This window comes from Streptomyces tibetensis (assembly GCF_007655005.1).
Taxonomy (GTDB): domain Bacteria; phylum Actinomycetota; class Actinomycetes; order Streptomycetales; family Streptomycetaceae; genus Streptomyces; species Streptomyces tibetensis.
In genome coordinates this window covers 68100-94724 of sequence record NZ_SZVW01000004.1, presented here as the reverse complement: position 1 = coordinate 94724, position 26625 = coordinate 68100, and the positions used below count along the sequence as shown (strand labels likewise).

Sequence of the window (26625 nt, the reverse complement as noted above, 5' to 3'; positions counted from 1 at the left end):
TGTGCTGTCCGCGAGAGGTTTCAAGCACCCAGTACGCGTGTCACCGACGTCCCCGGACACCTAAGGCGTGTCGGCACCTTCACGGGCGAACGTCGGACACCTAAGCCGTGTCGGCACCTTCACGGGCGAACGTCGTCTGCCGAGGCACCGGGCGCCGCACCGCCGGGCCGTCCCGGTCCAGGAGCCGTGTCATGGTCTCGGCGTCGCGGACGGCCGCGTCGCCGCAGCAGTTGTTGAACAGGACGTGGACCTGCTCGGTCCGCTCGGCCAGCCGTCGCACGCGGGGCAGCCACTCGGCGAGTTCGTCCTCGCCGTACGCGTACCGGAACCGGTCCTCCTTGCTGCCGGTTCCCCAGGCGGTGCTGCGGCCGTGGAAGCGGACGACGGAGAGCCCGGGCGAGGTCACCGGAGTGACGGGCGGGACGGACGACGCAAGCGTCTGCGTCATGTCGACGGCGACCGCGGCCATGCCGTGCCCGGCGAGCAGTCCGGCCGTCGCCTCGGTCTGCTCCGGCTCCCACCAGGAGGGATGCCGGAACTCGACGGCGACGGGCCAGCCCGCGGTCCGCTCCGCGCAGTCCCGCAGGAACGCCTCCGCCCGCTGACCGGGCCGGAACCAGGGCGGGAACTGGAACAGCACGCTCCCGAGCCGCCCGGCTTCCCGCAGCGGCTCGATCCCGGCCGCGAACCGGGCCCACACCGCGTCGAGCACCGCCGGGTCCCGGTGCTCGGCGGGCAGCCCCCCGGGCATCACCGCCTGCCGGGTGGGATGCCCGGTGAGCAGCGAGAAGGCCTTCACGTCGAAGACGAAACCGTCCGGTGTCCGCTCGGCCCACAACCGGCTGTTCCGCTCGCCCGGCAGCGCGTAGTACGAGGCGTCGACCTCGACGACCGGGAACCGCTCGGCATAGTGCCGTAACCGGCCCTCGGCGTCCCGCCGCCCGGGGGGATACCAGCCGCTGCCGACCAGCGCCCGGTCGGTCCAGGAACACGTGCCCACGCGGATCTGACCCATGGGGGAGCGGTTACCCGGGCGGGGCGGCGGCAGGCCCGGCTTCTCGGCGGGGGTGGCACGGTGAGACCCGGCGCAATCGGGGTAAGCAGGTTGATATCTGTACATATCCGGGGTTACGGCTGATTCCCCCGAGAGTGAGATGACCGATCATGGAGCAGCCCGTCACCGCCGGCCGGACGACCCGGTCGTACGGAGCAGAACCGGAAGCCCTCGAAGCCCTCGTCGGCGCCTCCCTCACGGCCCGTGTCACCCTCGACGAACACGGCATCGTGACCGGCTGGAACGCGGGCGCCGAGCGGCTCCTCGGCTACCCGGCCGGGCAGATGACCGGCCGCCGTGCCGCGGATCTGCTGGCCGAACCGATCCCGGTGCGGGGCGGCCTGCCCACACTCGCCGGACTGCCCCGCTGGAACGGCGACGTCGCGCTCCGGCACCGGGACGGCCGGAAGCTGACGGTCCGGCTCCTCGCCCACCACAGGCCGCCCGGCGCCGACGGCCCCGCCTGGCTCGTCGTCTCCGCCCTCACAGACCGGCAGTCACCGGCCGGTCTCGACGAGTCCCTCGTGAGCTGGAGCTTCGCCCAGTCCCCGTGCTGCGCCCTGGCGATCTACGACACCCGGCTGCGGCTGCGCCGGGCCAACGCCGACATGGAACGCGCCACCGCGCTCACCGAGGACGAGATGCGGGGCCTGCGCGTGTCCGAGATCTCCGACGGCGACGCCGGCCGACGGGCGGAAGCGGACATGGCACGGGTGCTGCGGACCGGCGAGCCGGAGTACGAGGAGAACTACCTGCGCGCTTCCGGCGAAAGCCGTGAGCACGCCTGGTCGGTCTTCCTGTCCGCCCTGCGCGACCACGAGGGCACCATCCGGGGCGTCTGCCTGGCGGCGCACGACATGACGGAGCAGTTCTGGGCCCGCAAGCGCCTCCAGCTGATCGCCGAGGCAGGCCGCCGTATCGGCAGCACACTCGACGTGACGCGCACGGCCCAGGAGCTGGCGGACGTGACCGTCCCGGCCCTGGCCGACTTCGTCAGCGTCGACCTGCTGGCCGCGCTGGACGACGTGTCCGAGCCGCCCGCGCGGGCCGTTCCGGTGGACGGGCCGCTGCTGCTGCGCCGGGCCGCCCTGAGGTCGGTGACCCCGGGCGCCCCGGAGTCGGCCGTGCCACCCGGCACCGTGGACGCCTACCCGGCCGGCTCGATGCCCTATGAGAGCCTGCGCACCGGACGGCCCGCCCTGCACGAGACGACCGACCCGGCGTTCAGCGCCTGGCTCGCCCGCGATCCGGTGCGTGCGGCCCGGGTCCGTGCCTTCGGCATCCACTCCGTGATGGCCGTGCCCCTGGCAGCCCGGGGCGCCACCCTGGGCGTCGCCTTCTTCGTCCGGCACCGCAACCAGGAACCCTTCCGGCACGACGACCTGGTCCTGGTCGGGGAACTGGTGGCCCGGGCCGCGGTCAGCATCGACAACGCCCGCCGCTACACCCGCGAGCGGGCCACGGCCGTCACGCTCCAGCGCAGCCTGCTGCCGCAGCGGCTGCCCCGGCAGGCCGCCGTCGAGGTCGCCTCCCGCTACCTCCCGGCGGGCGGGCACGCCGGTGTCGGCGGGGACTGGTTCGACGTCATCCCGCTCTCGGGGGCGCGGGTCGCGCTGGTCGTCGGGGACGTGGTCGGCCACGGGCTGGTCGCGTCGGCGACCATGGGGCGACTGCGTACGGCGGTCCGCACGCTGGCCGACATCGACCTGCCCTGCGACGAGCTGCTGACCCACCTCGACGACCTGGTCGCCCGCCTGAACAGGGAGGAGGAGAGCGACGCCGAGGGGCTCGCGACGGGCTCGGCCCACTCCGTCGGCGACCTGGGGGCCACCTGCCTGTACGCCGTCTACGACCCCGTGACCCGGCACTGCTGCTTCGCCGGGGCCGGGCATCCCGTGCCCGCCGTGGTGAGCCCCGAGGGCACCGTCGAACTCGTCGGCCTCCCGACCGCGCCCCCGCTCGGCGTGGGCGGCCTGCCGTACGAGTCGACCGAGATCGTCGTCCCCGAGGGCAGCCTGCTCGCCCTCTACACCAACGGCCTCGTCGAGACCCCCGACCGCGATCTCGACACCGGCGTCAGCCGGCTGCGGGAGGCCCTGGGCCGTCCGGCTGCCTCGCTGGACGCCCTCTGCGACACGGTCCTCGCCGACCTGCTGCCGCCGCGACCGGCCGACGACGTGGCCCTGCTCATCGCCCGTACCCGCGCGCTCGACGCGAGGCAGGTCGCCACCTGGGCGGTGCCGTCCGACCCGTCCGCGGTCGCGCAGACCCGCAAGGACGTGGTGGAGCAACTGGGGCGGTGGGGGCTGTCCGACGCCGTGTTCGTCACGGAACTGGTCGTCAGCGAGCTCGTCACCAACGCCATCCGGCACGCCGAGCCGCCGGTCCAGCTCCGCCTGATCCACGACTCGACCCTGATCTGCGAGGTCTCCGACGGCGGCAACACCGCGCCCCACCTGCGACGCGCCCGCACCTACGACGAGGGCGGCCGCGGCCTGCTCCTCGTCGCCCAGCTGACCGAGCGCTGGGGCACCCGCCAGAGCGCCGCGGGCAAGACCATCTGGGCGGAACAGACCCTGACCCCCGCGTGAGGAGCCACCGGCCATGACCCCACCCGCGTCCCACCGGGCCGCCCGCGCCCCCGTCCAGCAAGCCGCCCTGCTGGTCGGCCTGGTCTTCCTCGTGGTCGGCGTGCTGGGCTTCATCCCCGGCATCACCACCGACTACGGCTCGCTGGAGTTCGCCTCCCACGAGTCGCGCGCCGAACTGTTCGGCCTGTTCCAGGTCTCGATCCTGCACAACCTCGTGCACCTGGCCTACGGCCTCGCCGGTTTGATCCTCGCGGGCACGGCCGCCGGGGCGTACTCGTACCTGCTGGTCGGCGGTGCCGTCTACCTGGTGCTGTGGGTGTACGGCCTGTCCGTCGGCCATGACAGCGACGCCAACTTCGTGCCGCTGAACTCCGCGGACGACTGGCTCCACTTCGTCCTGGGCATCGCCATGATCGGCCTGGCCCTGGCCCTCGGCAGGCGCGGCACGCGCACCGACGCATAGGCAAGGACCACCGAGGACGTCATGCAGACCTTCCTGCCCTACCCCGACTTCCGTGCCACGGCCCTGGCCCTCGACCGCCGCAGGCTCGGCAAACAACGGGTCGAGGCGCTGCAGGTCCTGCGCGGCCTGGTCGTCCCCGGCTACGGGTGGCGCCGCCACCCGGCCGTGAAGATGTGGCTCGGTTACGAGGAGGCGCTGGTGCGCTACGGCCTGGAGGTCTGCCGCGTCTGGCGCGAACAGGGTCACCAGGACACCTGCGCGGCGACGCTCGTGGCCGACCTCGCGGCTACCCGGCCCCGTGCCCCGATCCGCGACCAGCACCGACTGGCCGCCGAGGGCGAACTCCCGCCCTGGCTCGGCGACGACCCCTTCCACGAGAGCCACCGCTCGGCCCTGGTCCGCAAGGACCCCGCGACCTACACGGTCCTCTTCCCGGGCGTCCCCGACGACCTGCCGTACGTCTGGCCGACGTCGGACCGCGCGGGCGAGCAGGCACTGCGGGACTGACGGGCGCGGGTGGAACCGGGCAGTACGAGGTGGCACCGGGCGGTACGAGGTGGCACCGGGCGGTACGAGGTGGCACCAGGCGGTCGGGGTGGCATCAGGCGTACGGGGTGGTGCCGGGCCGTTAGGGGCCCGGTACGGGGTGGTGGTGGTGCCGGGCCGTTACGGAGCCCGATACGGGGTGGTGCCGGGCCCCGTACTAAGCCGCCCTGCGGCGTGCCGGACGCCTGGTCGCGGCCGGGATCTCCGGTGCTTCCTCTAGCGGGAAGGTCTCGTCCTCCCCGAAGTCCGGGGCCTGGAACGGGTTGGTCGCCGGAGGTGGCGACGCCGCGCCGGAACGGCTGGGTTGCCCTTCCACGGCGGAGAACAGCGAAGTCGGTTCGATGAGAGGTCTCTTTTCCGTTACTGGCCCAGCTCAGGGCCAGGCGTGCCCCGACCGGGCACAAAGGTCCTACAGCTTGGTCATCTTGGCGTACGGGGTCGGGATCCGCATGTGCGCCGAACCGAAGTCCACGAGCGCGGCGATCCCGTCCTCGATACCGATGACCCGGCCGAGCCCGTACATGTCGTGCGTGACCTGGTCACCCACGGCGAAGTGCTTGGGAGCGGGGGCGACCGGAGCCTTGAAGGGGCTGGTAGGCAAATGACGCTTGGAAGCAGCAGGCTTTGTCATTGACCTCAGTATGCGCCCAGTCGGGCCGTTCGCGCTGCGGCTGTCTCCGTCCGGTGCCCGAACCGATATGTGAGCGAGGCGCTCCACTGGCCTGAAAAATCGAACACATGCTTGAATTCGGCCATGCGAACGTTTCCCGACGACCTCGTCCGGGCGCAACGGGAGTGGAGTGCCACCTACCGGCAGCTCGCCGATCGGCCCGGCCGCACCGAGCTGCGCCGGCGCCTGTACCGACTGTCGGCACAGGCCTACTTCCACCCCTTCTGGCAGCGGCGACGGCCCAGCCCGGCGGCGTGGTGGGAGCTGCGGGAGCTGGGAAGGGCGGCGGGGGACGTGCGTGAGCGGCTCCCCCGGTGACGCCCCGGCCTGCGGGACCGTACGTCCCGGATGATCCTGAAGGCATGTCCGGACCGATTCGCGTGATCGTGCACCCGCCGTCGCCCTCGGGTGGCCGCCGTGTGCGCGTGGACGGCGAGATCCTCGGCCTCGCCCACAACGTGACCGATGTCGCGGAGTTCCTCCGCCGCGCGGGCCTGGAGATCGACCCGGCGGACGTGGCGGAGGTGCCGTGGATCGACTGGCGCGGGGTGGGGCCCGAGCACTGGGGCCCGGAGACGGGTGGCTGACGCGCGAGCCCACGCAACACGCCAAGATGGTGGTATCCACCTTTTCTGCCATATCGGAGGGCCCCATGAAGGACCTCAAGTTCGAGCAGAAGCGCTCCCTGTCACGCCAGGAGGCCGCCGACCAGCTCACGGCACTCGCGGACGCGCTGCGGGAAGGCGGGGACGCCGAGCTGGAACTCGGCCCCGGCACGCTGGGCCTGCGGATCCCCGACGACCTCCGCAGCGAGATGGAGGTGGAGATCGGTGACGGGGAGATCGAGCTGGAGATCGAGCTGAAGTGGGCGACGGCACCGACGCGGGCGAGGCGGTCGGACACGGACGCACCTGGGGAGAAGCCCAGGCGGAAGACGGCGTCCGCGGGCACGGGCCGAAGCGGTACGGGCCGAAGCGGCACGGGCACCGGCAAGACCAGGAGCACGAAGCGGTCCGCCGCGAAATCCGCCTGAGCGGAGAGGCTCGGCCGCCCGCTGGGGGCTCGGCTGCCGGCTGGGGGCTCGGTCGGTGGGTCCGGGCTCGGTCGGTGGGTCCGGGCTCGGTCGCCGGGTCCGGGCTCGGTCGTCGGCCGGGGGCCCGCTCCTCGGCTCGGGGCTCGGTCCTCGCTCGGGGCTCCTTCGCCCGGCTCGGAACCCGGCGCTGCTCCTCGTACCCTGTCCCGGTGCCGTCCTCCCGTCTGCACCGCGTCGCCGTCCTCGTGCTTCCGGGTGCGAAGCCGCTCGACGTCGGCATCCCCGCGCAGGTGTTCACGACCCGCGCGAGCATGCCGTACGAGGTGCGCGTGTGCGGGTCGGCGCCCGGCCTGGTGACCGGTGGCGACGGCCTGTCGTACTACGTCGCCCATGGCCTGGACGTGCTTGCCTGGGCCGACATCGTCTTCATCCCCGGCTACCGGTTCCCGGACCGCGACGACCCGCCGCGGACCGTCGTCGACGCGCTGATCGCGGCCCACGCCCGGGGCACGCGGCTCGCCGCCATCTCCACGGGCGCCTTCGCGCTCGCCGCGACGGGCCTGCTCGACGGCAGACGCGCCACGACGCACTGGCACTACTCCCGGGCGCTCGCGGCGAAGCATCCGCTCGTCCGGGTCGACGAGAACGTCCTGTTCGTCGACGAGGGCAGCGTGCTGACGTCGGCGGGCGCCGCCTCGGGCATCGACCTGTGCCTGCACATCCTGCGCGGCGACCTCGGAGTCGCCGCGTCGAACCACGCGGCCCGGCGCCTGGTCGCCGCCCCCTACCGCAGCGGCGGCCAGGCGCAGTACGTGCCGCGCAGCGTGCCCGAGCCGCTCGGGGAGCGGTTCGCCGCCACCCGCGAGTGGGCGCTGCACCGGCTCGGAGAGCCCCTCACGCTCGAGGGGCTCGCACGGCACGCGGGGGTCTCGGCGCGTACGTTGTCGCGGCGCTTCGTCGAGGACACGGGGTACACGCCGATGCAGTGGGTCATGCGCGCCCGCATCGACGTGGCCCGTGAGCTGCTGGAACGTTCCGAACGCAGCGTCGAGCAGATCGCCGCCGACGTAGGTCTGGGCACCGGCGCGAATCTGCGGCTGCACTTCCAGCGCATCCTCGGCACCACGCCGAGCGAGTACCGGCACACCTTCGCCCGCGGCGAATAGCCCCCCGTCCCCCGGCACGGAAGGGCGCGTGCTGGCGCGATCCTTTTGAACCCTGGCGATCCCGCCGCTGTCCCGCGCGGACGCCGGACGCGACGCTGGTGGCGAACCGGAGAAATCGAAGGGACACACCACCCATGACGCGCATCGCGATCAACGGATTCGGCCGCATCGGACGCAATGTGCTGCGCGCCCTGCTCGAACGCGACACCGACCTCGAGGTCGTCGCCGTCAACGACCTCACGGAGCCCGCCACCCTCGCCCGGCTGCTCGCCTACGACTCGACGTCCGGCCGGCTCGGTCGCCCGGTGACCGTCGACGGGGACACCCTCGTCGTCGACGGCCGCCGGATCAGGGTGACGGCCGAGCGCGATCCCGCGCAGCTGCCGTGGGCCGAGCTCGGCGTCGACCTCGTCCTGGAGGCCACCGGCCGCTTCACCTCGGCCAAGGCCGCCCGCGCCCACCTCGACGCCGGCGCGAAGAAGGTGCTCGTCAGCGCCCCGTCGGACGGCGCCGACGTCACCCTCGCGTTCGGGGTCAACACCGACGCCTACGACCCGGCCGTGCACACGATCGTCTCGAACGCCTCCTGCACGACCAACGCGCTCGCCCCGCTCGCCAAGGTGCTCGACGACCTCGCGGGCATCGAGCACGGCTTCATGACGACGGTGCACGCCTACACGCAGGAGCAGAACCTGCAGGACGGCCCGCACCGCGACGCCCGCCGCGCCCGCGCCGCCGGCGTCAACATCGTGCCGACCACGACCGGCGCCGCCAAGGCGATCGGCCTGGTGCTGCCGAACCTCGACGGCAAGCTGTCGGGCGACTCGATCCGCGTGCCGGTCCCGGTGGGCTCGATCGTCGAACTCAACACGACCGTCGCCCGCGACGTGACGCGCGAGGACGTGCTGACGGCGTACCGCACCGCGGCGGAGGGCCCGCTCGCCGGAGTCCTCGAGTACTCGGAGGACCCGCTCGTGTCGTCCGACATCACCGGCAACCCGGCCTCGTCGATCTTCGACTCGGCCCTCACCCGCGTCGACGGCCGCCACGTCAAGGTGGTCGCCTGGTACGACAACGAGTGGGGCTTCTCGAACCGCGTGATCGACACGCTGGAACTCCTCGCGGGCAGCTGAGGCAACTGCCGGCGGGCGGGGGGCGGCCCACGACGGTCCGGGCGCCCCCGCCTCGGAGCGATCCGGCCATGGCCGACTCGCGCCCTACTGACGCAGCCGCGGGGTGCCCAGACTGCCGTACACGAACGTACGGGGAGGGGCGTCGATCGTGGCCGGACGTGGACGTGGACGTGGTGCGGCTGCCCGCAGGAGGCGGGCGGCGCGGCTGAAGGCGACGGCGGCAGGCGGTGGTCTGTCGCTGATCCTGCTGGTGCTGTTCTGGTCGACCGTGTGGCCGTACGTCATCGGCGCGCTGGTCGTGTTCGGCGCCGGTGCGGCGGGCTGGTGGCTGTGGCGCACGGACCGGCTCGTGCGGGGCCGGGACCGCCTCTGGAGGCACGAAGAGGCGGTGAAGGCGGGGCACCGGACTCTCGCCGAGGTGGACGCGATGACCGGTACCGAATTCGAGGAACTGGTCGCGGCCCTGTGCCGGCGGGACGGTTGCACAGAGGTCCGGCGGGTGGGCGGAGCCAACGACAACGGCGCCGATGTCGTCGGCCGCCTCCCGGACGGCCGGAGCGTGGTCGTCCAGTGCAAGCGCTATACGCCGACCAGCACGATCGCGAGCCGTGAACTGCGCGATCTGCTGGGCGCGAAGGTGCACTTCGGGGCCGACCTGGCCGTGTTCGTCACGACCACGCGTTTCAGCCGCCCCAGCGAGAAGTTCGCCCTGCAGCATGGCATCCTCGCCGTGCACCGAGACCACCTCGGCCTGTGGAACAACGGGGCCTCCCTGCTGTCCCTGACCGGGGTGAACGGCCGGGGACAGGGCGATTCCCGCCACAGAGCGCGCTGGAAGCAGGCGTACGGCAGGTGATCGGTCCGGCATGGCGGGCCCTCGTGCCGCTGTCCGGCGGCCGGCGAGGGGGCGGAGCCCGGTCGTTCAGCCTGTCTGCGCCTCGTCCGCCGCAGCTGCGAGGTCGGCGGTGTCCTCGGAGGGCGGTGCCTCGACGGCCAGGTCGGCACTGAACCAGCTCTTGCCGCCCAGCTTCCCGGAGTCGATCGCGCTCCCACCGACGTACATCGCCTTGTCGACGAACCGGATCTGCATCCGACCGCCCGCACCCTGGCCGGCCGTGTTCATCGTCATCTTCATGACCGCCGGTTCCGTGCGCATGGACGCCTCGGCCTCCAGTCGGCCCCTCTCCGGCACGGTCCCGGTGACCCGGTAGTGGAGCGACCTGATGCGCTCGGCGTTGTCCGCGGCCTTGGCCACGGCCGATGCAGGCGTCTCCCCGGACGAGCCCGCACGCGCGGAGTCGTCGGCGAGCCCCCTCCACAGCCGACCGTTCCGCCACCGAGCAGCACAGCTGCGAACGCCGCGCCGACCATTCTGCGCGGTACGGAACCAAGCGATGAAACCTTCATGATTCCCCCCGAAATCAGCGCGATTGGCTCATCTCAGGCACGCGAGGTTATCCCGTCACCGATCCTGTGATCGGCGAGGCCGCGGCGAGCGCAAAGCTGCAGGCGGAGAGGTCACAGCGTGTGCGGCTCCTCTTCGCGCTCCGAGAGGAACTCGTCGAGCAGCGCGAAGAGTGTCGTGATGACACGTTCTTCCTGCTCCGGTGAGAGCTGCCAGTGATGCCAGCGTTCATCAGGGAGGGCGAGGTGACGGACCAGACCCATCCAAGCGTGGTTGCATTCCCGCCCACGCTTGGCCACCAGCCAGTCACGCCAGCCGTCGAGCCCGGGGCCGCCGTGCCGCCGGGCGTGGGCGTCGTAGCCGATCAGGAAGCTTTCCACGCGGGCGAGTGTGGCCTGCCCTACGAACGCCTCGGGGCCCTCGGACACGAAGGCCCAGTACTCGCGCTCACTCATGTCCATGAGACTCACCCGCTCATCCTTTCGCCTTCCAACATCGAAGTCGGGTGTTCCCGGTCCCGAAGCAAGCGACGGACAGCCAACAGAGACGGAAAGTGGGACAGACGACGTCGAAGCGCCCCACCGCGAACGGGGGCCTTCGACATCGTGCCCGGTGAGGCTCTGGCGAGGAGGAGATTCGAACGCGTGAGGGGTTGCCCCCAACACGCTTTCCAAATGTTCCTCTGGGGGTACAGGGGTGTGCGGGAGCGTTCTGACCTGCGGTGCAGCTGTGGTGGGTGGGGCTTCTGAACGGTGCTGTACGGAGGTGAAGGCAACCAGGACTGCAACCACCGCCCGGCTATTTGCCGCTCTCCGGGCCGTACCACTGAAGGGCCTGGCCGGTCACTGCCGCGATGCAGGCGAAGTCATGGTCGCGGTGCAGGAGGGTGAGCCCCTGCAACTCGGCCGTCGCGGCGACGACGAGATCCACCGCACCCGCACTGCGGTGCTTTCCCTGTTTGGTGAGAGCTTCTTGGACCTGCCAGGCGCGGTCGTAGGCGCGGTCGTCGACGGGAACCCAACCGAAGATCAGTCGCATGTCCTCGATGCCGCGCGCCCTGTCGGCGGCCGACCGGGCGCTGTAGAAGAACTCGAGCTCGGTGATCGGGCAGGTGGCGATGAGCCCGGCGGCTGCCGCCTGGTCCCAGCCGTACTGCTCCGCGTCCTCGCGCATGAACCGAGCGAGCGCGCTGGTGTCGATCAGGAACTGGGCCGCGTTCACCGGCGGTAGTTACCCTTGCTCTCGAACAGCTCCAGATCGAATGCGCCGTCCCCGGCTGCGGTCCGCAGCCGGGCGAGAGCCAGGGCCCGACGCCGACTCTCCAGCACCTCGCGAAGAGCGGTGTTGACCGTCTCCTTCTTGGTGCTCGTCCCGAGGGCTTTGGCCACGTCCGCGACCAGGTCGTCGTCCAGGTCGATAACCGTCCGACTCATGAGTGCCTCCCTGATATCAAATGTGGGTTCAAATATATCTCGTGAGGTGCTCAGGGGGTGGCACCCCAGGCACCCGGCCTGGCCACCGAGTCCTACGTGGGCATCACGCCATGGATGCGGGAGAGAGTGAAGACGCGCTCCGCTTCGCGCAGGTGGCACCACGCGTCGAGGTAGGGCGGGTCGAGTTCCAGGTCGCTGAGGGTCCGTACGGTCCGGTTGCCCGAGGTGGCGATGTACTCGACAGTGATGGCCGCACCGGTGTCGATGGCATGGGCGATCTGGCGGACGTCGCTGTACGACAGGTGCTTCGCGTATCCGGCGACGATCTCCTCGGTGTCCGTCGCGAAAGGCACCCCGCTGCCGAACGGGTCGGGTTCCGGTGCACTCGGCGGGGCCTTGAGCAGGAGGTCGGCCAGGGCGCCCATCCCGGTGTCGGTGGGCACGTCCGAGGCGCGGGTCGCGGTGGTCCGGGGGCCGCGCCGCCCGACGTTCCCTCGCGGGGGCGGGACGGCGGCGGCCCTCTGCGGCGGGCGCTTCTCGATGCGTACCGTTCCCGCGGCGGTCTCGGCAACCGGGGCGTAGCCCGCGGCACGGAGCGTGGCGAGAGTCGTCGCCGGTGGGCTGCCGCTGACCAGGACCGTGGGGGCGAGTTGCCGCAGGGCGAGCTTGGACAGTGCGCGGTGGGCGGCGAGTTCGGCCAGGAGCGCGGGTTCGTCGCCGTGGATGACACAGGCCGCGGGGGCGATGCGCACCCGTCCATGACCTCGCGCGGTGTCGGCGATGAGATAGGTCAGCGGCTGTGGCAGGGCCGTGGCGGAGCTACCGGCCAGGTCGGCTGCGATGTCGTCCGGGGTGCGGCCGGCGTCCAGGGCCCGGCGGATACTGCCGGCACTGAAGCGCCATACCGACGCCGTGCCACTGGTCTCCCGGTCGGCCATCGAATCCAGCAGCGCCGAGAGTCGCGCGGACGGGGTGCCGGTGACGACGGCGGTGAGGTCGGCGCCGATCCGGGCCGTCGTGGTCGCGGGCGGCAGCAGCCGCCGGGCCGTGATGTCGAGCTCTTCGTCGGCGTGGGCCGCCAGGTGGGCACCGAGTGGGGACAGCGCACCCCGTGCCAGCACGCCCAGCAGTTCGCCTTCGCGGATCACGGTGCTGAACGGTGCCGTCTCCTCGGGCGAGGCGTCGTCGGCGAGCGGGCGGTACCAGGCCACGAGCGGCCCCAGCTCCGAAGCGACCTTCACACCCTGTCCTGCCGGGAGCCCCGCCGCGGCGGCGAGCAGCCCGTGGCGGGCTTGCAGACAGCCGCCGCAGGCAGGCGCACCGGCGAGCGCGGGAAGCGCCTTGCTGTCTTCGTCGCGCGCCCGGGTGGGGGTGAGCGGCAGGTCCCGCCATGCCCGGAGCAGTACGGCGAGTTGTTCTGCGGGCTCCCGCTCGGCCCAGGCGTCGTACGCCTCGGTGGGAGGTACGCGATCGCCGTCGCGGGCCAGCAGTCCGGCGGCGTACGCGGTCTCCAGAGTGATGCGTACGACGGCGTCGTCCGCTTGGGCGGCCTTGCCGAGCCGGGCCAGTTCCCGCGCGCCGATCCCGCCCGACTTCAGCCGAGCCGGTGGGGCGGTCGCGCACGCCGAAAGGACGGAGGCTGCCTGGGCCGCGAACGCGGTGGCGGCCACCGCGGCCTCCCGCTCCACCTCCGCCGAGGTGATGGGCACCAACTGTGGGGCGGGCGCCAGAGGTTCGAACGGAGCGTGCCAATCGGATCCCCGCAGAGCCAGGGCCACCTCGACCGGCATCCGGACGGGCCCGTACTGGTGACGGTCCTGGAGCAGAAGCCCGCGGTCGAGTGCCCATCGGCCGCCTGGTGGGAGGTCGCGGCCAGGAGCCCCGAACACGACGAACGGTGACTGACGCGGCGTGGACCTGGCGCTCTGCTCGAGCAACTTCCGTGTGGCCGCCGGTGCCCCCGCCACCAGCGCGGCGACCCGCTCCGCGTCACTGTGATGCTCCACCAGAGCTGCGAGTCGCTGCTGTTTGGTGCCGGGTGGCTTGATACCCAGGACCGTCAGCATGCCGCGCAGTTCCTCCGAGGTGGTGCCGGCCAGCAGCTCCTCCAGCGTGGCGTCAAGCCCCAGGGGTGTGCTCCACGCCTGCCGCAAGGGCGTAGACATGCGGAGTGCCTCGTTGCCGTCGGGCCACACGAGCGCCCGATCCGACAGCGCCTCCAGGGTCGCGTCCAGCGCGTGCACCGCCGCAGGGGATGTCGAGCCGAGCAACTCCGCGAGGCTGTCGCGGGTCGCTAGTGCTCCCAGGGCTGCCAGCGCCTCGGCGGCCTGCAAGCACGGCAGCGTGAGTCGCGGCAGGACGAGTGCCACGGACCCCGGACGTTGGAGACGGTCCGCCAGTTCCCCCACCGAGCGTGGTTCCGGAGAGGAGGCCGCGTCCTTCCGCATGGCGAGTACGCGTGCCAGGCGGGAACGGTCGAGTTCGCTCAGCCAGGTCGCAAGCGTCGATCGGGACTTCATGAGGGTGCACCTCGACAGACAGGAAACGTCACAGGCGGGCCGAAGCCGCTTCGGCGCCGACGCCAAGGGTGGCGCAGTTCCATGATCCGCGGATGTCGTACGAAGACAGAGCCGCGGCGCCCCCCGGGCGCAGCCCGACTCCCCGGCGTCGGGGCTCACAAGCTCGACCGCCTGGAGCCGGAACACCTGGAGCGCTTCTACCAGCGGATGCAGGGAAGCCGGGAGTTCCGGCGGCACCGCTCACCGCGCTCACCGGACGATCCGAGTCGCCCTCGGTGAGGCCAAGCGGCGGGGGCATGTCGCCACCAACGCCGCGGAAGCGGCTCCTGCGGGACGCCGGCGTGCGGGACGGCCGTCTCCATGACGCTCGCCACACCGCAGCGACCGTGCTCCTCATCCTCGGCGTCCCGGACGTCGTGATCGACTCGATCATGGGTTGGGAGCCTGGGCGACGCGCTGTGGGAGCTCCCGGAAACCAACGGAGACGGAAACCGGGACGGACAACGTCGAAGGGCCCCACCGCGAACGGTGGGGCCCTTCGACATCGTGCCCGGTGAGGCACTGGCGGAGGATACGAGATTCGAACTCGTGAGGGGTTGCCCCCAACACGCTTTCCAAGCGTGCGCCCTAGGCCTCTAGGCGAATCCTCCGCTGGGAACATTACATGACCGAGAGGAGTGCTCGCGAACTCGTTCACCGCCGCCGACATCAGGTAACCTTGGCGCAGCCCCTCACGCGGCGCTATCTGACTGAACTCCCCCAGGGCCGGAAGGCAGCAAGGGTAGGTTGGCTCTGGCGGGTGCGTGGGGGGCGTCTGCGTTCCCGGGCAGAGCCTCCCGACGGGGCCTCCCCCGGACCGGATTTCCTGGACCGCGCCTCCCTGCCCGGATCTCCCGGCCGGGTCCGGGACGGGCCCGATGTCACTGGGCGCCTATAACCTCGTATGCGTGTCGTCTCTCGCTCTGTACCGCCGCTACCGCCCCGAGACCTTCGCCGAGGTCATCGGGCAGGAGCATGTCACCGACCCGCTGCAGCAGGCGCTGCGGAACAACCGGGTCAACCACGCGTACCTGTTCAGCGGGCCGCGCGGCTGTGGCAAGACGACCAGCGCGCGCATCCTGGCCCGGTGCCTGAACTGCGAGCAGGGGCCCACGCCCACGCCGTGCGGTGAGTGCCAGTCCTGTCAGGACCTCGCCCGCAACGGCCCCGGCTCCATCGACGTCATCGAGATCGACGCCGCTTCCCACGGTGGCGTGGACGACGCCCGTGACCTGCGCGAGAAGGCCTTCTTCGGCCCGGCCCGCAGCCGGTACAAGATCTACATCATCGACGAGGCCCACATGGTCACGTCGGCCGGCTTCAACGCGCTGCTGAAGGTCGTCGAGGAGCCGCCGGAGCATCTCAAGTTCATCTTCGCGACCACCGAGCCCGAAAAGGTCATCGGGACGATCCGGTCCCGGACCCACCACTACCCCTTCCGGCTGGTCCCCCCGGGCACCCTGCGGGAGTACCTCGGCCAGGTCTGCCAGAAGGAGACCATCCCCGTCGCGGACGGCGTGCTCCCGCTCGTCGTGCGGGCGGGCGGCGGGTCCGTGCGTGACTCCATGTCCGTCATGGACCAGCTCCTCGCGGGCGCCGCGGCGGACGGTGTGACGTACGCCATGGCCACCGCCCTGCTCGGATACACCGACGGCTCCCTCCTCGACTCCGTCGTCGAGGCGTTCGCCACCGGAGACGGAGCCGCGGCCTTCGAGGCCGTCGACCGTGTGATCGAGGGCGGGAACGACCCCCGCCGCTTCGTCGCCGACCTCCTGGAGCGGCTGCGCGACCTGGTGATCCTCGCCGCCGTTCCGGACGCGGCGGAGAAGGGGCTCATCGACGCCCCCGCCGATGTGATCGAGCGTATGCAGGCCCAGGCCGGCACCTTCGGCCCCGCCGAGCTGAGCCGTGCGGCCGACCTCGTCAACGAGGGCCTGACCGAGATGCGCGGCGCCAACTCGCCCCGTCTCCAGCTCGAACTGATCTGCGCCCGCGTCCTGCTCCCCGCCGCCTACGGAGACGAGCGCTCCGTCATGGCCCGCCTCGACCGGATCGAGCGCGGCGTGAACTACTCCGCAGGCCCCGCCGGCATGCCCGCCATGGGATACGTACCCGGTCCGGAGGGCCACGGGGGAGCGGCTGCTCCCGCGGTTCAGCCGGGCCCCGCTCCGGTTCAGGGCGGCGGCGCCGCTCCGGCCCCCACGGGCGGTGGCGCTCCGGTGCCACCGGGCGGTGGCCCTGCCGCGGCCCGCGCGGCGGTCCGTGCGTCCGGAGCACCGGGCAACGGCGGCGGTGGTGGTGCCGATGGAGGCAGTCATACGGCGCCCGCGGCAGGCTCCGCCCCTGGGGCAGGCTCCGCCCCTGCGACCGGGTCCGGCCCTTCGGCGGTGGGCCAGGGGACGCCGCCGTCGGCACCAGGCACGCCCCCGGCTCATGCCCCCGCTCCCGGCCATCACGGCGGGCCCTCCGAGCCCGACGGGCCGGGCCCTGCCCGGACCCCTGCCGAAGCCCCGGCCGCCTCCGCTCCCGCGGGACCCGCCCCGTCGGCCCCGGCCCAGCCCGCCCCCGGCGCCTGGCCCACCGCCGCCTCCGCCGGAAGCGGCGGCCGTCGCCCCGGCGGTTGGCCCACGGCAGCCTCGGGTGCCCCCGCCTCGAACACCCCACCGGCCACCACCGCGCCGGCCCACACCCCGCCGACGAGCGCCTCCGCGCCCAGCAGCCAACCGGCGGCTCAGCCCTCGGCTCCGTCTCCGACGACCCCGGCCCCCGTCTCCGGTTCCGCTCCCACGGGCGGCGGTGGTCTCGACCCCCGCATGCTCTGGCCGAACATCCTGGAGGCGGTCAAGAACCGCCGACGCTTCACGTGGATCCTGCTCAGCCAGAACGCCCAGGTGACAGGCTTCGACGGCACGACCCTGCAGCTCGGCTTCGTCAACGCAGGCGCGCGGGACAACTTCCTGAGCAGCGGCAGCGAGGACGTGCTGCGGCAGGCGCTGGGTGAGCAGTTCAACGTCCAGTGGAAGATCGAGGCGATCGTGGACCCGTCGGGCGGCTCCGCACCGCCGGCCCCGGGCGGCCCCTCCGGGTTCGGCGGTGGTGGCGGCCACAATGCCTCCGGCGGTCCCAGCGCCGGCAGCCACAACTCCGGCGGTGGTGGCTACAACTCCGGCGGCGGATACAACGCGGGTGGTGGATACAACACGGGCGGCGGCACGGCCACGGCCCAGCGCTCCGCCCCGTCCCCGTCCGCTCCTCCGGCCGCTCCCGCCCAGCAGTCGAGCGGCCCCATTCCCGCCGCGACCTCCACCCCGGCCCCCGCGACCGCCTCCGTCCCCCAGCCGTCCGCCCCGCGGCCGCGGCACGTCTCCGTCGAGGAGGACATCCCCGAGGACGACGACCCGGACCTCGACGAGTCGGCCCTCTCCGGCCAGGAGCTGATCGTCCGGGAGCTGGGGGCGACGGTCGTCGAGGAGTTCACGAACGAATAAGCACGGAGCTCAGACCGAGCGGCCCGGCACGAACGAACACTCCGGGCCAACGAACGCATGGCCCGGCGTCCACGACCGAACGGCCCGGCACGAACGAACACTCCGGGCCAACGAACACATGGCCCGGCGTTCACGACCGAACAGCCCGGCACGAACGAACACCCGGGGTCCACGACCGAACAGCCCGGCACGAACAAACGCCGGCGTCCACGACCGAACAGCCCGCATCCCGGGTCCTCGGCCGAACAGCTCGGCCCCGCACGCAGAACCTCCCGCCACGGCAGCCGGGCCGGGGCTGCCCGTCTTGGAGGAACCTCCAGCTCAAGATCCGCCCTCCCTTCGGAAGCCCGCACAAGGAGAAGCCGGCGTCTCCCGTTAGGCTGACCCCCGTGAAGGTCCTCGTCATCGGCAGCGGCGCCCGCGAACACGCCCTGTGCCACTCCCTGTCCCACGACCCCGACGTCACCGCGCTGTACTGCGCGCCCGGCAACGCCGGCATCGCCGAGGTCGCCGAGCTGCACCAGGTCGACGCCCTGGACGGCGCCGCCGTCACCGCGCTCGCGACCCGCCTCGGCGCGGAGCTCGTGGTCGTCGGCCCGGAGGCCCCGCTGGTCGCCGGTGTCGCCGACGCCGTGCGCGACGCGGGCATCCCCGTCTTCGGCCCGTCCGGCCGGGCCGCGCAGCTCGAAGGCTCCAAGGCCTTCGCGAAGGACGTCATGGCGGCGGCCGAGGTGCCCACGGCCCGGTCGTACGTCTGCACGACGGCGGAAGAGGTCGACACGGCCCTCGACGCCTTCGGCGCTCCGTACGTCGTGAAGGACGACGGGCTCGCCGCCGGCAAGGGTGTCGTCGTCACCGACGATCTCGAAGCGGCCCGGGCCCACGCGGCGGCCTGCGAGCGCGTGGTCATCGAGGAGTACCTCGACGGCCCCGAGGTCTCCCTCTTCGCCGTGACCGACGGCGAGACGGTCGTACCGCTCCAGCCCGCCCAGGACTTCAAGCGCGCCCTGGACGGCGACGAGGGCCCCAACACCGGCGGCATGGGCGCGTACTCCCCGCTGCCGTGGGCCGACCCGAAGCTGGTCGACGAGGTGCTGCAGACCGTGCTGCAGCCGACCGTGGACGAGATGCAGCGGCGCGGCACGCCGTTCTCCGGGCTGCTCTACGCCGGTCTCGCGATCACTTCCCGGGGTGTCCGCGTGATCGAGTTCAACGCCCGGTTCGGCGACCCCGAGACCCAGGTCGTGCTGGCCCGGCTGAAGACGCCGCTGGCCGGTCTGCTGATGGCGGCCGCCACCGGCAACCTGGCCCACCTGGAGCCGCTGCGCTGGAGCGACGACGCGGCCGTGACCGTGGTCGTCGCCTCGCACAACTACCCCGGCACCCCGCGCACCGGCGACCCGATCACCGGGCTGGACGAGGTCGCCGCCCAGGACGCCCCGCACGCGTACGTGCTGCACGCCGGCACCAGGCAGGAGGGCGACGCCGTCGTCAGCGCGGGCGGCCGCGTCCTGTCCGTGACGGCCACCGGCAAGGACCTCACCGAGGCCCGCGACCGCGCCTACACGGCCGTCGGCCGCATCCGCCTCGACGGCTCCCAGCACCGCACCGACATCGCCGCGAAGGCGGCAGGCGCGTAACGGACGCCCGCGCCCGGCAGGCGAACCACCGCCGCCGATGAACCCCACAGGCCCCGGATCCGTCTCAGGATCCGGGGCCTGACATATGGAGCAGGCAGTGGCCCGACGTGTGGGGGAGGCAGTGGCCTCACCCACCGGGCAGGCAGCGGCCAGACGTGTGGGGAAGGGGCGGCCAGACATGCAGGGAAGCGATGGCCTGAACTGTGCGGGTGACGGGGGCCTGATGCTCGCTGTCCGTCACCGGCCTTTCCCCAAAGCCATTCCATCGAGTGACCGATGCCGCATCCGGCTGACGGGGCGCGGAGCCCCAACTAGGGTGCGGCGCAAGCGTTCCGGCACTTGGCCCACCGGCATTGCGATGTCAGTGGCGGGTGCCACAGTGGGGGAGTGAGCAAGGCAAGCATCGGGTCAACGGGGAGGGGGTGAGGTCGGTCGTGACCGGAATGGGTGTGGAAGTAGGCGCGCAGGTCGCGCGGGTTCGCGCACTGGCCGTGCTGCGCATCCGCAGTCGTGCCCTGGCCGTGGCCCTGCTGCCGGCCGCCGTCGCCGTGATCCTGCTCGCGGGCGCCGCCGGTGACCGCCTGGAGGGCCCCGTCTGGGACGCGGCCCGTGCGGTCCTGACACCGGTCGCGGCCCTCGTGCTGCTCGCCGCGGCCGGGATCGCCCTGGTCGTCGCCTGGGCCCGGCCCGCCATGAGCCCGACCGTCCCGGTCACCGAGGAGGCGGCCCCCGACCTGTACCGGATGGTGCGCGATCTCGCCGACCGCCTCGACGTCCCCGCGCCCTCCGCGATAGCGCTCACCCCGGACTGCGACAGCTGGCTGGAGGACCGCACCCACCCGTCCCACGCCCCGCCGCCGGTCGAGGAGCACCAGGACATAGCGGGGGCGGGCAAGCAGGCGCAGCGCCGGCAACCCGTCGCGCCGGTCCTCGTCATCGGCTCCCCGTTCCTGTGGTGGATGCGGGTCGGCGAGCTGCGCGCGGTCCTCGCCCCGGTCATCGCCGGTACGGGCCCCTCGGCCCACCCGGACATAGCCGCCGCCCGGCGCTTCGTCCGGGGCCTGGACGCCGCGGTGGCCGTGGCGTCGGCGCCCCGCCGCGACCCGCTGTCGCGGGCGGTGCTCGCCGGGGTCGGCCGGGTCGCCCGGCTTCTGCTGCGCAGCTGCCGGATCCATGCCGCCGAGATGGAGCGGGGCGTGGCGGCCGCGGCCGCGGAGCGTGCACAGGCTGTGGACTACGGGCTGCGGATCGTCGCGCAGGAGCAGGTGGGCCTGGCCTACGCGGGCTGGGACCGGCTGCTGACCCGGGTCGCGCTGCCCGCGTGGCGGATGGGCCGCTGGCCGTCCCGGCTGGACGCCGGTGTGGTCGCGGCGCTCACGGAGCTGTCCCGGCGCGACCGCCTGGCCGAGGGCTTCGCGTCCCGGCTGGGTGAGCGGCCGGCCTGCGATCTGCTGGAGGAGCCGGGCACGGTCGACGAAGCCGCCTCCCTCCTCGCCGCCCGCCTCTTCCACGGCGGCCCCGCAGGGCCCGGGCCCGACTGGTCGCCGGTGGACTGGAGCGAGTATCCGGACGAGGTCGTGGACCGCAAGTGGCGCCTCGACGCGGCCCGGCTGCACCGGGTCCTGGACGCGATGGGCGTCCGCCCCGCCACCGGCTCCGCGTCCTCCGCCACCGACGCCCCGACCCTGTCCCGCGTCCTCGACCACCTCACGGACACGGGCCCGGCGGGTACGACCGAAACCGCCCGAACCGGCGGCCCCCCGGCGGACCCGACCGCGGCCCTGACCACGGACCCGGCCCTGACCACGGACCCGGCCCTGACCAAGGACCCGACCGCGGCCCTGACCACGGACCCGGCCCCGACCAAGGACCCGACCCCGGCCCGGACCACGGACCCGACCGCGGCCCGGACAGCCGACCCGACGGGGGACCCCGCAGCACACCCGACCGGTTCCAGACCGGACACCACACCGCCCGAAGCCCCCGGCACACCCCATCCCGATTCCGGCACCGGAGGCACCACGAGCACCACTCCGGGCACCACCGCCCCACCGGAACCCCTCGACGACGAGGACCTCTCCGGTACGACGGCCCCCAGCGCCACGCTCGCCGCCCGGCTCAGCGCCGAACTGGCCAGGGAAGAAGCCGCTCCCTCCCCGGCGGGGACCCCGACGCCGGCCTCGCCGTCCCCCACCACCGACCTCGCCGCCCTCTGGGACGACCGGGCCCTCCCCCTCTTCCCCCTCCAGCCCCCGCGCACCGCCCGAGAGCTGCTCGCCGACCACCTCACCGCGATGGTCTGCTGCGCCGCGATGGACACCGCCGGGGCGACCCCGGGCCTGGACTGGCTGGACGGCCCGACCCTCCTCGTCGACGGCGAGCGCACGGCCGATCTGGCGCCCAAGGTCCTCACTCTCATCGAGGACGGCGACGCCACCCCGCTGCGGGTCTGGCTGTCCCAGCTCGGCATACGCCCGGAGAAGCCGGTCCGCCTCGGCTGACCATCGGAGCACCTGCTTCCGGTTCTGGCCAATTCGAAACGAACAGTGACGAAGTGCGCGCGTCATGTGATGTGCTGGGACCGTTCGCGTGCATGGCAAGAGCTTGCGACATACGACAAGCACATAAGCGCGAAAGCGCCGCACAGACCGCATGCACCACGGAAAACCGCCCGCACCACAGAAACCACACCGGCTCGCACCACACCAGGCACAAGCCGCCGGCTCGCACACAGCGCAAGCCACACCGGCTCGCACACAGCACAGGCCACACCGGCTCGCACCACACAGCACGACGCCACACGGCACGCATCACCACGGGGGCCAAGGGGAGGGGAAGCCATCATGGGTTCGGAGGAGCAGATCCGCCGCTGGGAGTCGGGAGCGCTGGCGCATGCCGTGACGGATCCCTTCGGGCAGGGCCCCGTTCCGTGGCTGCGCGGCAACGTGACGTACTTCGACGACTCGGGCCAGGTCGTCCCCTGGTACGTGGACCAGGACGCCCCCCACCCGCCGAAGAAGGGCAGCCGCTCGGGCGGCCCCCGCGCGGCCGACGACGTCAACCGTCAGATCAAGGGCTTCACCTCCACCGGCGCGGTGGCGCCCGGCGAGGCCATCGACTTCCACATCACCGTCGACCCACCGCAGCAGTTCGCCGTCGACATCTACCGCATCGGCCACTACGGCGGTGACGGCGCCGCGAAGATCACCACCAGCCCGCGTCTGTCCGGCATCGTCCAGCCCGCGCCGCTCACCGCGGACCGTACGGTCTCCTGCCACCACTGGTGGCTGTCCTGGCGGCTGCAGGTCCCCTCGTACTGGAACATCGGCGCGTACGTGGCCGTCCTCACCACCGCCGACGGCTACCGCTCCCACGTCCCCTTCACCCTCCGCCACGACCAGCCCGCCGACCTGCTGCTCGTGCTGCCCGACATCACCTGGCAGGCGTACAACCTCTACCCGGAGGACGGCCGTACCGGCGCCAGCCTCTACCACGCCTGGGACGACAAGGGCCGGCTGCTCGGCGAGTCCGAGGCCGCCACGACGGTCTCCTTCGACCGCCCGTACGCGGGCGCGGGCCTCCCCCTCCATGTCGGTCACGCCTACGACTTCATCCGCTGGGCCGAGCGCTACGGCTACGACGTCGCCTACGCCGACGCCGGCGACCTGCACGCGGGCCGTGTCGACCCCACCCGCTACCGCGGTCTGGTCTTCCCGGGCCACGACGAGTACTGGTCTGCCGCCATGCGCACCACCGTGGAGCGCGCCCGCGACGCCGGAACCTCGCTGGTCTTCCTCTCCGCCAACTCCATGTACTGGCAGGTGGAGCTGGGCCCCTCCCCGTCCGGCGTGCCCGACCGGCTGCTGACCTGCCGCAAGCGCCAGGGGCCGGGCAAGCCGGTGCTGTGGCGGGAGATCGACCGGGCGGAACAGCAGCTCCTGGGCATCCAGTACGCCGGGCCCGTCCCCGAGCCGCACCCGCTGATCGTGCGCAACGCCGGGCACTGGCTGTGGGAGGCCACCGGGGCGCACGAGGGCGACGAGATCGAGAACCTGGTGGCGGGCGAGGCCGACCGCTACTTCCCGCGCACCGCGCTGCCCGAGCACGAGGAGCGCACGCTGCTCGCCCACTCCCCGTACACCGACAAGGAGGGCACCGCGCGCCACCAGGAGACGTCCCTGTACCGGGCCCCCTCCGGCGCCTGGGTCTTCGCAGCAGGAACGTTCGCCTGGTCCCCGGCCCTGGACCGGCCCGGACACGTCGACGGCCGTATCCAGCGCGCCACCGCCAATCTCCTGGACCGCATCTGCAAACGCGACTGACCCCCTGTCCGTGATCATGCTCGTATACGGGAGAATCGAGCCACTTGGACAGAACCACGGGGAGGAACCGTGTCCGGATTCGTCGAAAAGCCCGAGCCGATCCAGGTTCCGGGCCTGGTGCATCTGCACACCGGCAAGGTGCGCGAGCTGTACCGGAACGAGGCGGGCGACCTCGTGATGGTCGCCAGCGACCGCATGTCCGCCTACGACTGGGTGCTGCCGACCGAGATCCCCGACAAGGGCCGGATCCTCACGCAGCTGTCCCTGTGGTGGTTCGACCGGCTCTCCGACCTGGTCCCGAACCACGTCCTGAGCACGGAGCTGCCCGACGGCGCCCCCGCCGACTGGGCGGGCCGCACGCTGATCTGCAAGTCGCTGCGGATGGTCCCCGTGGAGTGCGTGGCCCGCGGCTACCTCACCGGCTCGGGCCTCGCCGAGTACAACGAGACCCGCACGGTCTGCGGCCTCGCCCTGCCGGAAGGCCTGACCGACGGCAGTGAACTGCCCGCCCCGATCTTCACCCCGGCCACCAAGGCCGAGGTCGGCGAGCACGACGAGAACGTCTCCTACGAGGAGGTCGCCCGCCAGGTCGGCGCGGACACCGCGGCCCGCCTGCGCCAGGCGACCCTCGCGGTCTACTCGCGGGGCCGGGACATCGCCCGGGAGCGGGGCATCATCCTGGCGGACACGAAGTTCGAGTTCGGCTTCGAGGGCGACGACCTGGTCCTGGCGGACGAGGTCCTCACCGCGGACTCCTCCCGCTTCTGGCCGGCCGACCAGTGGCAGCCGGGCCGCGCGCAGCCGTCGTACGACAAGCAGTTCGTCCGCGACTGGCTGACCTCGGCGGAGTCCGGCTGGGACCGGAAGAGCGAGCAGCCCCCGCCCGCCCTGCCCCAGCACGTCGTCGACGCCACCCGCGCCAAGTACGTGGAGGCGTACGAGCGCCTGACCGGCACGAGCTGGTCGTAGGGCCGCCGCCAGGGCACAGCAGCCAGGACGCAGTCCTCAGGACACGGAGAAGCCCCCCGGCCGGAACCGGGGGGCTTCTCGATGGAGCGAACGACGAGGTTCGAACTCGCGACCTCAACCTTGGCAAGGTTGCGCTCTACCAACTGAGCTACGTTCGCATGCGCCGTGGCGCGAGAACCACTATACCCAACCTCGCTCCCGCGCGAGCCGTACCGCCGCATGCCGGTTCTCCGCCCCGAGCTTCGAGACGGCCGACGACAGATAGTTCCGCACGGTGCCCTGTGACAGCGCGGCCCGCTCGGCGATCTCCGCGACGGGCGCCCCGTCGGCGGCCAGTTCCAGGACCTCCGCCTCCCGCGCGGTCAGCGGGGAGTCCCCGGCGGCGATCGCGTCGGCGGCCAACTCCGGGTCGACGTAACGGTTCCCGGCGTGCACGGTCCGGATGAGCTCCGCGAGCCGCTGTGCGCTCACGGTCTTGGGCACGAACCCCCGCACACCGGCCTGCAGCGCCCGCTTCAGATGTCCGGGCCGCCCGTGGCTGGTGACGATGAGCACCTTGCAGCCGGGCAGTTCGGACCGCAGGGATGTGGCGACCTTCACACCGTCGGCCCCGGGCATCTGGAGATCCAGCACGGCGACATCGGGCTTGTGCGCCCGGGCCATCGCCAGCGCCTCGGGCCCGGTGGCCGCCTCGGCGACCACGACGAGATCGTCTTCCAGGGACAGCAGCGCGGCGAGCGCCCCGCGGATGAGGTGCTCGTCGTCGGCGAGCAGCAGCCGGACGGGCTTCACGGCCGTCATGAAGTGACCTCGCTCACAGAACGTGCGGCGGCGACGGCCGGGGCGGCGCCGGAAGCGGTGGGCGGCGACGGCAGCGGAACCTCCGCCGTCAGCCGGAACAGGCCTCGTCCCACGGGCCCGGCCTCCAGCGTCCCGTCGATCTCCGCCAGCCGCTCCCGCAGCCCGGCGAGCCCCGAGCCGGACGGTCCGGACCCGGGCTCCGCCCCCGCCTCGCTCACCCCGTCGTTCTCCACGGACAACACCACCCGCCCCTCCAGCACCCGTAGTCGTACCTCACACCGTTGCGCGTCCCCGTGCCGCAGCACGTTGGTCGCGGCCTCCCGGACCACCCACCCCAGGGCGGACTGCACCGCGGGCGGCAGGCCGGCCGCGGGCACCCCGGCGACCGTGCAGTCGATGCCGGCGGCCGCCAGCACCCCTCGCGCACCGGCGAGTTCCGAGCCGAGGTCGGCCTCCCGGTAGCCGCGCACGACCTCCCGCACCTCCCGCTGGGACTCCTGCGCGAGCCGCTGCACCTCGACCATCTGCGACACGGCCTCGGGCCGCCCCCGCTGGGCGAGCTGCACGGCCAGTTCGCTCTTGAGGGCGATCACGGCGAGGTTGCGCCCCATGACGTCGTGCAGATCCCGCCCGAACCTCAGCCGCTCCTCGGCGACGGCGAGCCGGGTCCGGGTCTCGCGGGCCTCGTCGAGCTCGTAGACGGCGTTCAGCAGCCACACCGAGAAGACGGCCGTGAAGGCGATGAACGTGCCGCCGGCCAGCACGATCAGTGCCGTGAAGAGTGCCGTGAGAGCGGACGCGCCGAGTGCGAACGCCACGACCCCGGTGCCTGTCGCGAAACCGCCCGAGAGGCCGAACGCGCGCCGCCGGTCGCGGACGCCGAGCGCGATGATGCCGGGACCGAAGATCAGGATCACCCCGAAGACGCCACCGGCGGCGGTGGCGACGCCCTCGCGGTCGGGTCCGCGCTCGGCGAGGCCGAGCGCGGCGGCGGCGATCACGGCGGTAACGGCGCCGAGTGTCCACATCAGTCCGGTGGGCTGGGGCCTGCGTCCGCGCGTCCAGTCGATCGCCCGGGACACGGTCACGAAGCAGAGGACGGCGTGCACGGCCACCACCAACATGGTGGCACCGCCGAGCCGCGCCCCGAGCGGGGGGACGGACGTGAGCCCGACGGAGAAGAACTCCATCACCGCGAAGAAGTGGAACGACCACCGGGTGTACGTCTCGACCTTCTCCGGCGTGCTCTTGTTCCGCCACCACCTGCCCGGCATGCGCATCGGCCCGTCACTCCCCCTCGTTCAGCACCGCGGTCTTCGGCCGGCACCGTGGTCTTCGGTCAACGCCGCGGTC

Annotated in this window: 23 protein-coding genes, 2 tRNA genes, 1 other RNA gene and 1 pseudogene; 16 read left to right on the top strand and 11 right to left on the bottom strand. The window is 72.5% G+C overall.

From position 1 onward, the window contains the following. Positions 1 to 100 precede the first annotated feature (100 nt). Positions 101 to 1015, bottom strand: coding sequence for a DUF72 domain-containing protein (locus FDO69_RS07600; protein WP_104778983.1), 915 nt, complete (start codon positions 1013 to 1015; stop codon positions 101 to 103). Positions 1016 to 1164: 149 nt separating this feature from the next. Here FDO69_RS07600 and FDO69_RS07595 point away from each other — a divergent pair, with 149 nt between their 5' ends. The 3 genes from FDO69_RS07595 to FDO69_RS07585 are packed head-to-tail and all read left to right on the top strand — an operon-like array spanning position 1165 to position 4615. Then, entirely contained in the window at positions 1165 to 3645 is a 2481-nt protein-coding gene (locus FDO69_RS07595) for a SpoIIE family protein phosphatase (protein WP_104778982.1), read from the top strand. 13 nt (positions 3646 to 3658) lie between these two features. Further along, positions 3659 to 4108 (top strand): DUF4383 domain-containing protein, encoded by a 450-nt coding sequence (locus FDO69_RS07590; RefSeq protein WP_104778981.1) that lies wholly within the window; start codon positions 3659 to 3661, stop codon positions 4106 to 4108. Between the two features lie 21 nt (positions 4109 to 4129). After that, the gene (locus FDO69_RS07585) at positions 4130 to 4615 is read left to right on the top strand and encodes an MSMEG_6728 family protein (protein ID WP_104778980.1); all 486 of its coding nucleotides are present in this window, start codon (positions 4130 to 4132) and stop codon (positions 4613 to 4615) included. 448 nt (positions 4616 to 5063) lie between these two features. On the opposite strand, the gene FDO69_RS07575 is transcribed toward FDO69_RS07585, so the two are convergent. Continuing rightward, positions 5064 to 5285, bottom strand: coding sequence for a hypothetical protein (locus FDO69_RS07575; RefSeq protein WP_104778978.1), 222 nt, complete (start codon positions 5283 to 5285; stop codon positions 5064 to 5066). A gap of 123 nt (positions 5286 to 5408) precedes the next feature. On the opposite strand from FDO69_RS07575, the gene FDO69_RS07570 reads away from it, so the two are divergent. From FDO69_RS07570 to FDO69_RS07545, 6 genes are all read left to right on the top strand, one after another. Continuing rightward, on the top strand, positions 5409 to 5642 hold the full coding sequence (locus tag FDO69_RS07570) for a hypothetical protein (protein ID WP_104778977.1): 234 nt from the start codon (positions 5409 to 5411) through the stop codon (positions 5640 to 5642). 44 nt (positions 5643 to 5686) lie between these two features. Continuing rightward, a complete protein-coding gene (locus FDO69_RS07565; RefSeq protein ID WP_104778976.1) occupies positions 5687 to 5911 on the top strand; it encodes a hypothetical protein in 225 nt (74 codons plus the stop codon). A 65-nt stretch (positions 5912 to 5976) separates the two neighbouring features. Beyond that, positions 5977 to 6357, top strand: a complete 381-nt coding sequence (locus FDO69_RS07560; protein ID WP_104778975.1) for an amphi-Trp domain-containing protein — start codon at positions 5977 to 5979, stop codon at positions 6355 to 6357. A 209-nt stretch (positions 6358 to 6566) separates the two neighbouring features. Beyond that, positions 6567 to 7523, top strand: coding sequence for a GlxA family transcriptional regulator (locus FDO69_RS07555; RefSeq protein ID WP_104778974.1), 957 nt, complete (start codon positions 6567 to 6569; stop codon positions 7521 to 7523). 134 nt (positions 7524 to 7657) lie between these two features. After that, positions 7658 to 8656: a type I glyceraldehyde-3-phosphate dehydrogenase gene (gene gap, locus FDO69_RS07550; RefSeq protein ID WP_104778973.1), complete on the top strand. Its 999-nt coding sequence runs from the start codon at positions 7658 to 7660 to the stop codon at positions 8654 to 8656. A gap of 148 nt (positions 8657 to 8804) precedes the next feature. Further along, positions 8805 to 9512, top strand: a complete 708-nt coding sequence (locus tag FDO69_RS07545; RefSeq protein ID WP_324826348.1) for a restriction endonuclease — start codon at positions 8805 to 8807, stop codon at positions 9510 to 9512. Positions 9513 to 9578: 66 nt separating this feature from the next. Here the strand turns inward: FDO69_RS07545 and FDO69_RS07540 are convergent, their stop codons facing one another. From FDO69_RS07540 to FDO69_RS07520, 5 genes are all read right to left on the bottom strand, one after another. Beyond that, the gene (locus tag FDO69_RS07540) at positions 9579 to 9977 is read right to left on the bottom strand and encodes an SCO4651 family lipoprotein (RefSeq protein WP_478131761.1); all 399 of its coding nucleotides are present in this window, start codon (positions 9975 to 9977) and stop codon (positions 9579 to 9581) included. 197 nt (positions 9978 to 10174) lie between these two features. Continuing rightward, a complete protein-coding gene (locus FDO69_RS07535; protein WP_234387867.1) occupies positions 10175 to 10516 on the bottom strand; it encodes a hypothetical protein in 342 nt (113 codons plus the stop codon). A 343-nt stretch (positions 10517 to 10859) separates the two neighbouring features. After that, complete coding sequence (locus tag FDO69_RS07530; RefSeq protein ID WP_053752750.1) at positions 10860 to 11282, bottom strand: PIN domain nuclease; 423 nt, start codon at positions 11280 to 11282, stop codon at positions 10860 to 10862. Continuing rightward, on the bottom strand, positions 11279 to 11494 hold the full coding sequence (locus FDO69_RS07525) for a type II toxin-antitoxin system VapB family antitoxin (protein WP_104778971.1): 216 nt from the start codon (positions 11492 to 11494) through the stop codon (positions 11279 to 11281). Before FDO69_RS07525 ends, FDO69_RS07530 begins: the two co-directional genes overlap by 4 nt. A 92-nt stretch (positions 11495 to 11586) precedes the next feature. Then, on the bottom strand, positions 11587 to 14013 hold the full coding sequence (locus FDO69_RS07520) for a helicase-associated domain-containing protein (RefSeq protein WP_104778970.1): 2427 nt from the start codon (positions 14011 to 14013) through the stop codon (positions 11587 to 11589). A 317-nt stretch (positions 14014 to 14330) separates the two neighbouring features. Here FDO69_RS07520 and FDO69_RS41805 point away from each other — a divergent pair. Further along, positions 14331 to 14471, top strand: a pseudogene (locus tag FDO69_RS41805) (site-specific integrase); the annotation flags it as partial. Positions 14472 to 14575: 104 nt separating this feature from the next. Here FDO69_RS41805 and FDO69_RS07505 read toward each other — a convergent pair. Beyond that, a tRNA-Ser gene (locus FDO69_RS07505) sits at positions 14576 to 14663 on the bottom strand. Between the two features lie 73 nt (positions 14664 to 14736). Between FDO69_RS07505 and ffs the strand changes: the two genes are divergently transcribed. The 6 genes from ffs (at position 14737) to FDO69_RS07475 (ending at position 24471) form a co-directional block, all read left to right on the top strand. After that, positions 14737 to 14831, top strand: an RNA gene (gene ffs / locus FDO69_RS07500) — signal recognition particle sRNA small type. A gap of 129 nt (positions 14832 to 14960) precedes the next feature. Continuing rightward, complete coding sequence (locus FDO69_RS07495; protein ID WP_104778969.1) at positions 14961 to 17540, top strand: DNA polymerase III subunit gamma and tau; 2580 nt, start codon at positions 14961 to 14963, stop codon at positions 17538 to 17540. Positions 17541 to 17929: 389 nt separating this feature from the next. After that, positions 17930 to 19180 carry a phosphoribosylamine--glycine ligase gene (gene purD, locus FDO69_RS07490; RefSeq protein WP_104778968.1) on the top strand — a complete coding sequence of 417 codons (1251 nt, stop codon included), beginning with the start codon at positions 17930 to 17932 and terminating at the stop codon, positions 19178 to 19180. Between the two features lie 443 nt (positions 19181 to 19623). Next, the gene (locus FDO69_RS07485) at positions 19624 to 21681 is read left to right on the top strand and encodes a hypothetical protein (RefSeq protein ID WP_104778967.1); all 2058 of its coding nucleotides are present in this window, start codon (positions 19624 to 19626) and stop codon (positions 21679 to 21681) included. Positions 21682 to 22023: 342 nt separating this feature from the next. After that, entirely contained in the window at positions 22024 to 23502 is a 1479-nt protein-coding gene (locus tag FDO69_RS07480) for a N,N-dimethylformamidase beta subunit family domain-containing protein (protein WP_104778966.1), read from the top strand. A gap of 69 nt (positions 23503 to 23571) precedes the next feature. Continuing rightward, on the top strand, positions 23572 to 24471 hold the full coding sequence (locus FDO69_RS07475) for a phosphoribosylaminoimidazolesuccinocarboxamide synthase (protein WP_104778965.1): 900 nt from the start codon (positions 23572 to 23574) through the stop codon (positions 24469 to 24471). Between the two features lie 82 nt (positions 24472 to 24553). Here FDO69_RS07475 and FDO69_RS07470 read toward each other — a convergent pair. From FDO69_RS07470 to FDO69_RS07460, 3 genes are all read right to left on the bottom strand, one after another. Continuing rightward, a tRNA-Gly gene (locus FDO69_RS07470) sits at positions 24554 to 24629 on the bottom strand. A gap of 22 nt (positions 24630 to 24651) precedes the next feature. Beyond that, positions 24652 to 25272: a response regulator transcription factor gene (locus FDO69_RS07465; protein WP_104778964.1), complete on the bottom strand. Its 621-nt coding sequence runs from the start codon at positions 25270 to 25272 to the stop codon at positions 24652 to 24654. Next, positions 25269 to 26552 (bottom strand): sensor histidine kinase, encoded by a 1284-nt coding sequence (locus tag FDO69_RS07460; protein ID WP_104778963.1) that lies wholly within the window; start codon positions 26550 to 26552, stop codon positions 25269 to 25271. The genes FDO69_RS07465 and FDO69_RS07460 overlap by 4 nt, the downstream gene beginning before the upstream one ends. Between the last annotated feature and the right edge of the window lie 73 nt (positions 26553 to 26625).

Bases quoted from the DNA above. Each gene is read 5' to 3' on its own strand.
- FDO69_RS07600 (WP_104778983.1), bottom strand. From the start codon at position 1,015: ATGGGTCAGATCCGCGTGGGCACGTGTTCCTGGACCGACCGGGCGCTG.
- FDO69_RS07595 (WP_104778982.1), top strand. From the start codon at position 1,165: ATGGAGCAGCCCGTCACCGCCGGCCGGACGACCCGGTCGTACGGAGCA.
- FDO69_RS07590 (WP_104778981.1), top strand. From the start codon at position 3,659: ATGACCCCACCCGCGTCCCACCGGGCCGCCCGCGCCCCCGTCCAGCAA.
- FDO69_RS07585 (WP_104778980.1), top strand. From the start codon at position 4,130: ATGCAGACCTTCCTGCCCTACCCCGACTTCCGTGCCACGGCCCTGGCC.
- FDO69_RS07575 (WP_104778978.1), bottom strand. From the start codon at position 5,285: ATGACAAAGCCTGCTGCTTCCAAGCGTCATTTGCCTACCAGCCCCTTC.
- FDO69_RS07570 (WP_104778977.1), top strand. From the start codon at position 5,409: ATGCGAACGTTTCCCGACGACCTCGTCCGGGCGCAACGGGAGTGGAGT.
- FDO69_RS07565 (WP_104778976.1), top strand. From the start codon at position 5,687: ATGTCCGGACCGATTCGCGTGATCGTGCACCCGCCGTCGCCCTCGGGT.
- FDO69_RS07560 (WP_104778975.1), top strand. From the start codon at position 5,977: ATGAAGGACCTCAAGTTCGAGCAGAAGCGCTCCCTGTCACGCCAGGAG.
- gap (WP_104778973.1), top strand. From the start codon at position 7,658: ATGACGCGCATCGCGATCAACGGATTCGGCCGCATCGGACGCAATGTG.
- FDO69_RS07535 (WP_234387867.1), bottom strand. From the start codon at position 10,516: ATGAGTGAGCGCGAGTACTGGGCCTTCGTGTCCGAGGGCCCCGAGGCG.
- FDO69_RS07525 (WP_104778971.1), bottom strand. From the start codon at position 11,494: ATGAGTCGGACGGTTATCGACCTGGACGACGACCTGGTCGCGGACGTG.
- FDO69_RS07520 (WP_104778970.1), bottom strand. From the start codon at position 14,013: ATGAAGTCCCGATCGACGCTTGCGACCTGGCTGAGCGAACTCGACCGT.
- FDO69_RS07485 (WP_104778967.1), top strand. From the start codon at position 19,624: ATGGGTGTGGAAGTAGGCGCGCAGGTCGCGCGGGTTCGCGCACTGGCC.
- FDO69_RS07480 (WP_104778966.1), top strand. From the start codon at position 22,024: ATGGGTTCGGAGGAGCAGATCCGCCGCTGGGAGTCGGGAGCGCTGGCG.
- FDO69_RS07465 (WP_104778964.1), bottom strand. From the start codon at position 25,272: ATGACGGCCGTGAAGCCCGTCCGGCTGCTGCTCGCCGACGACGAGCAC.
- FDO69_RS07460 (WP_104778963.1), bottom strand. From the start codon at position 26,552: ATGCGCATGCCGGGCAGGTGGTGGCGGAACAAGAGCACGCCGGAGAAG.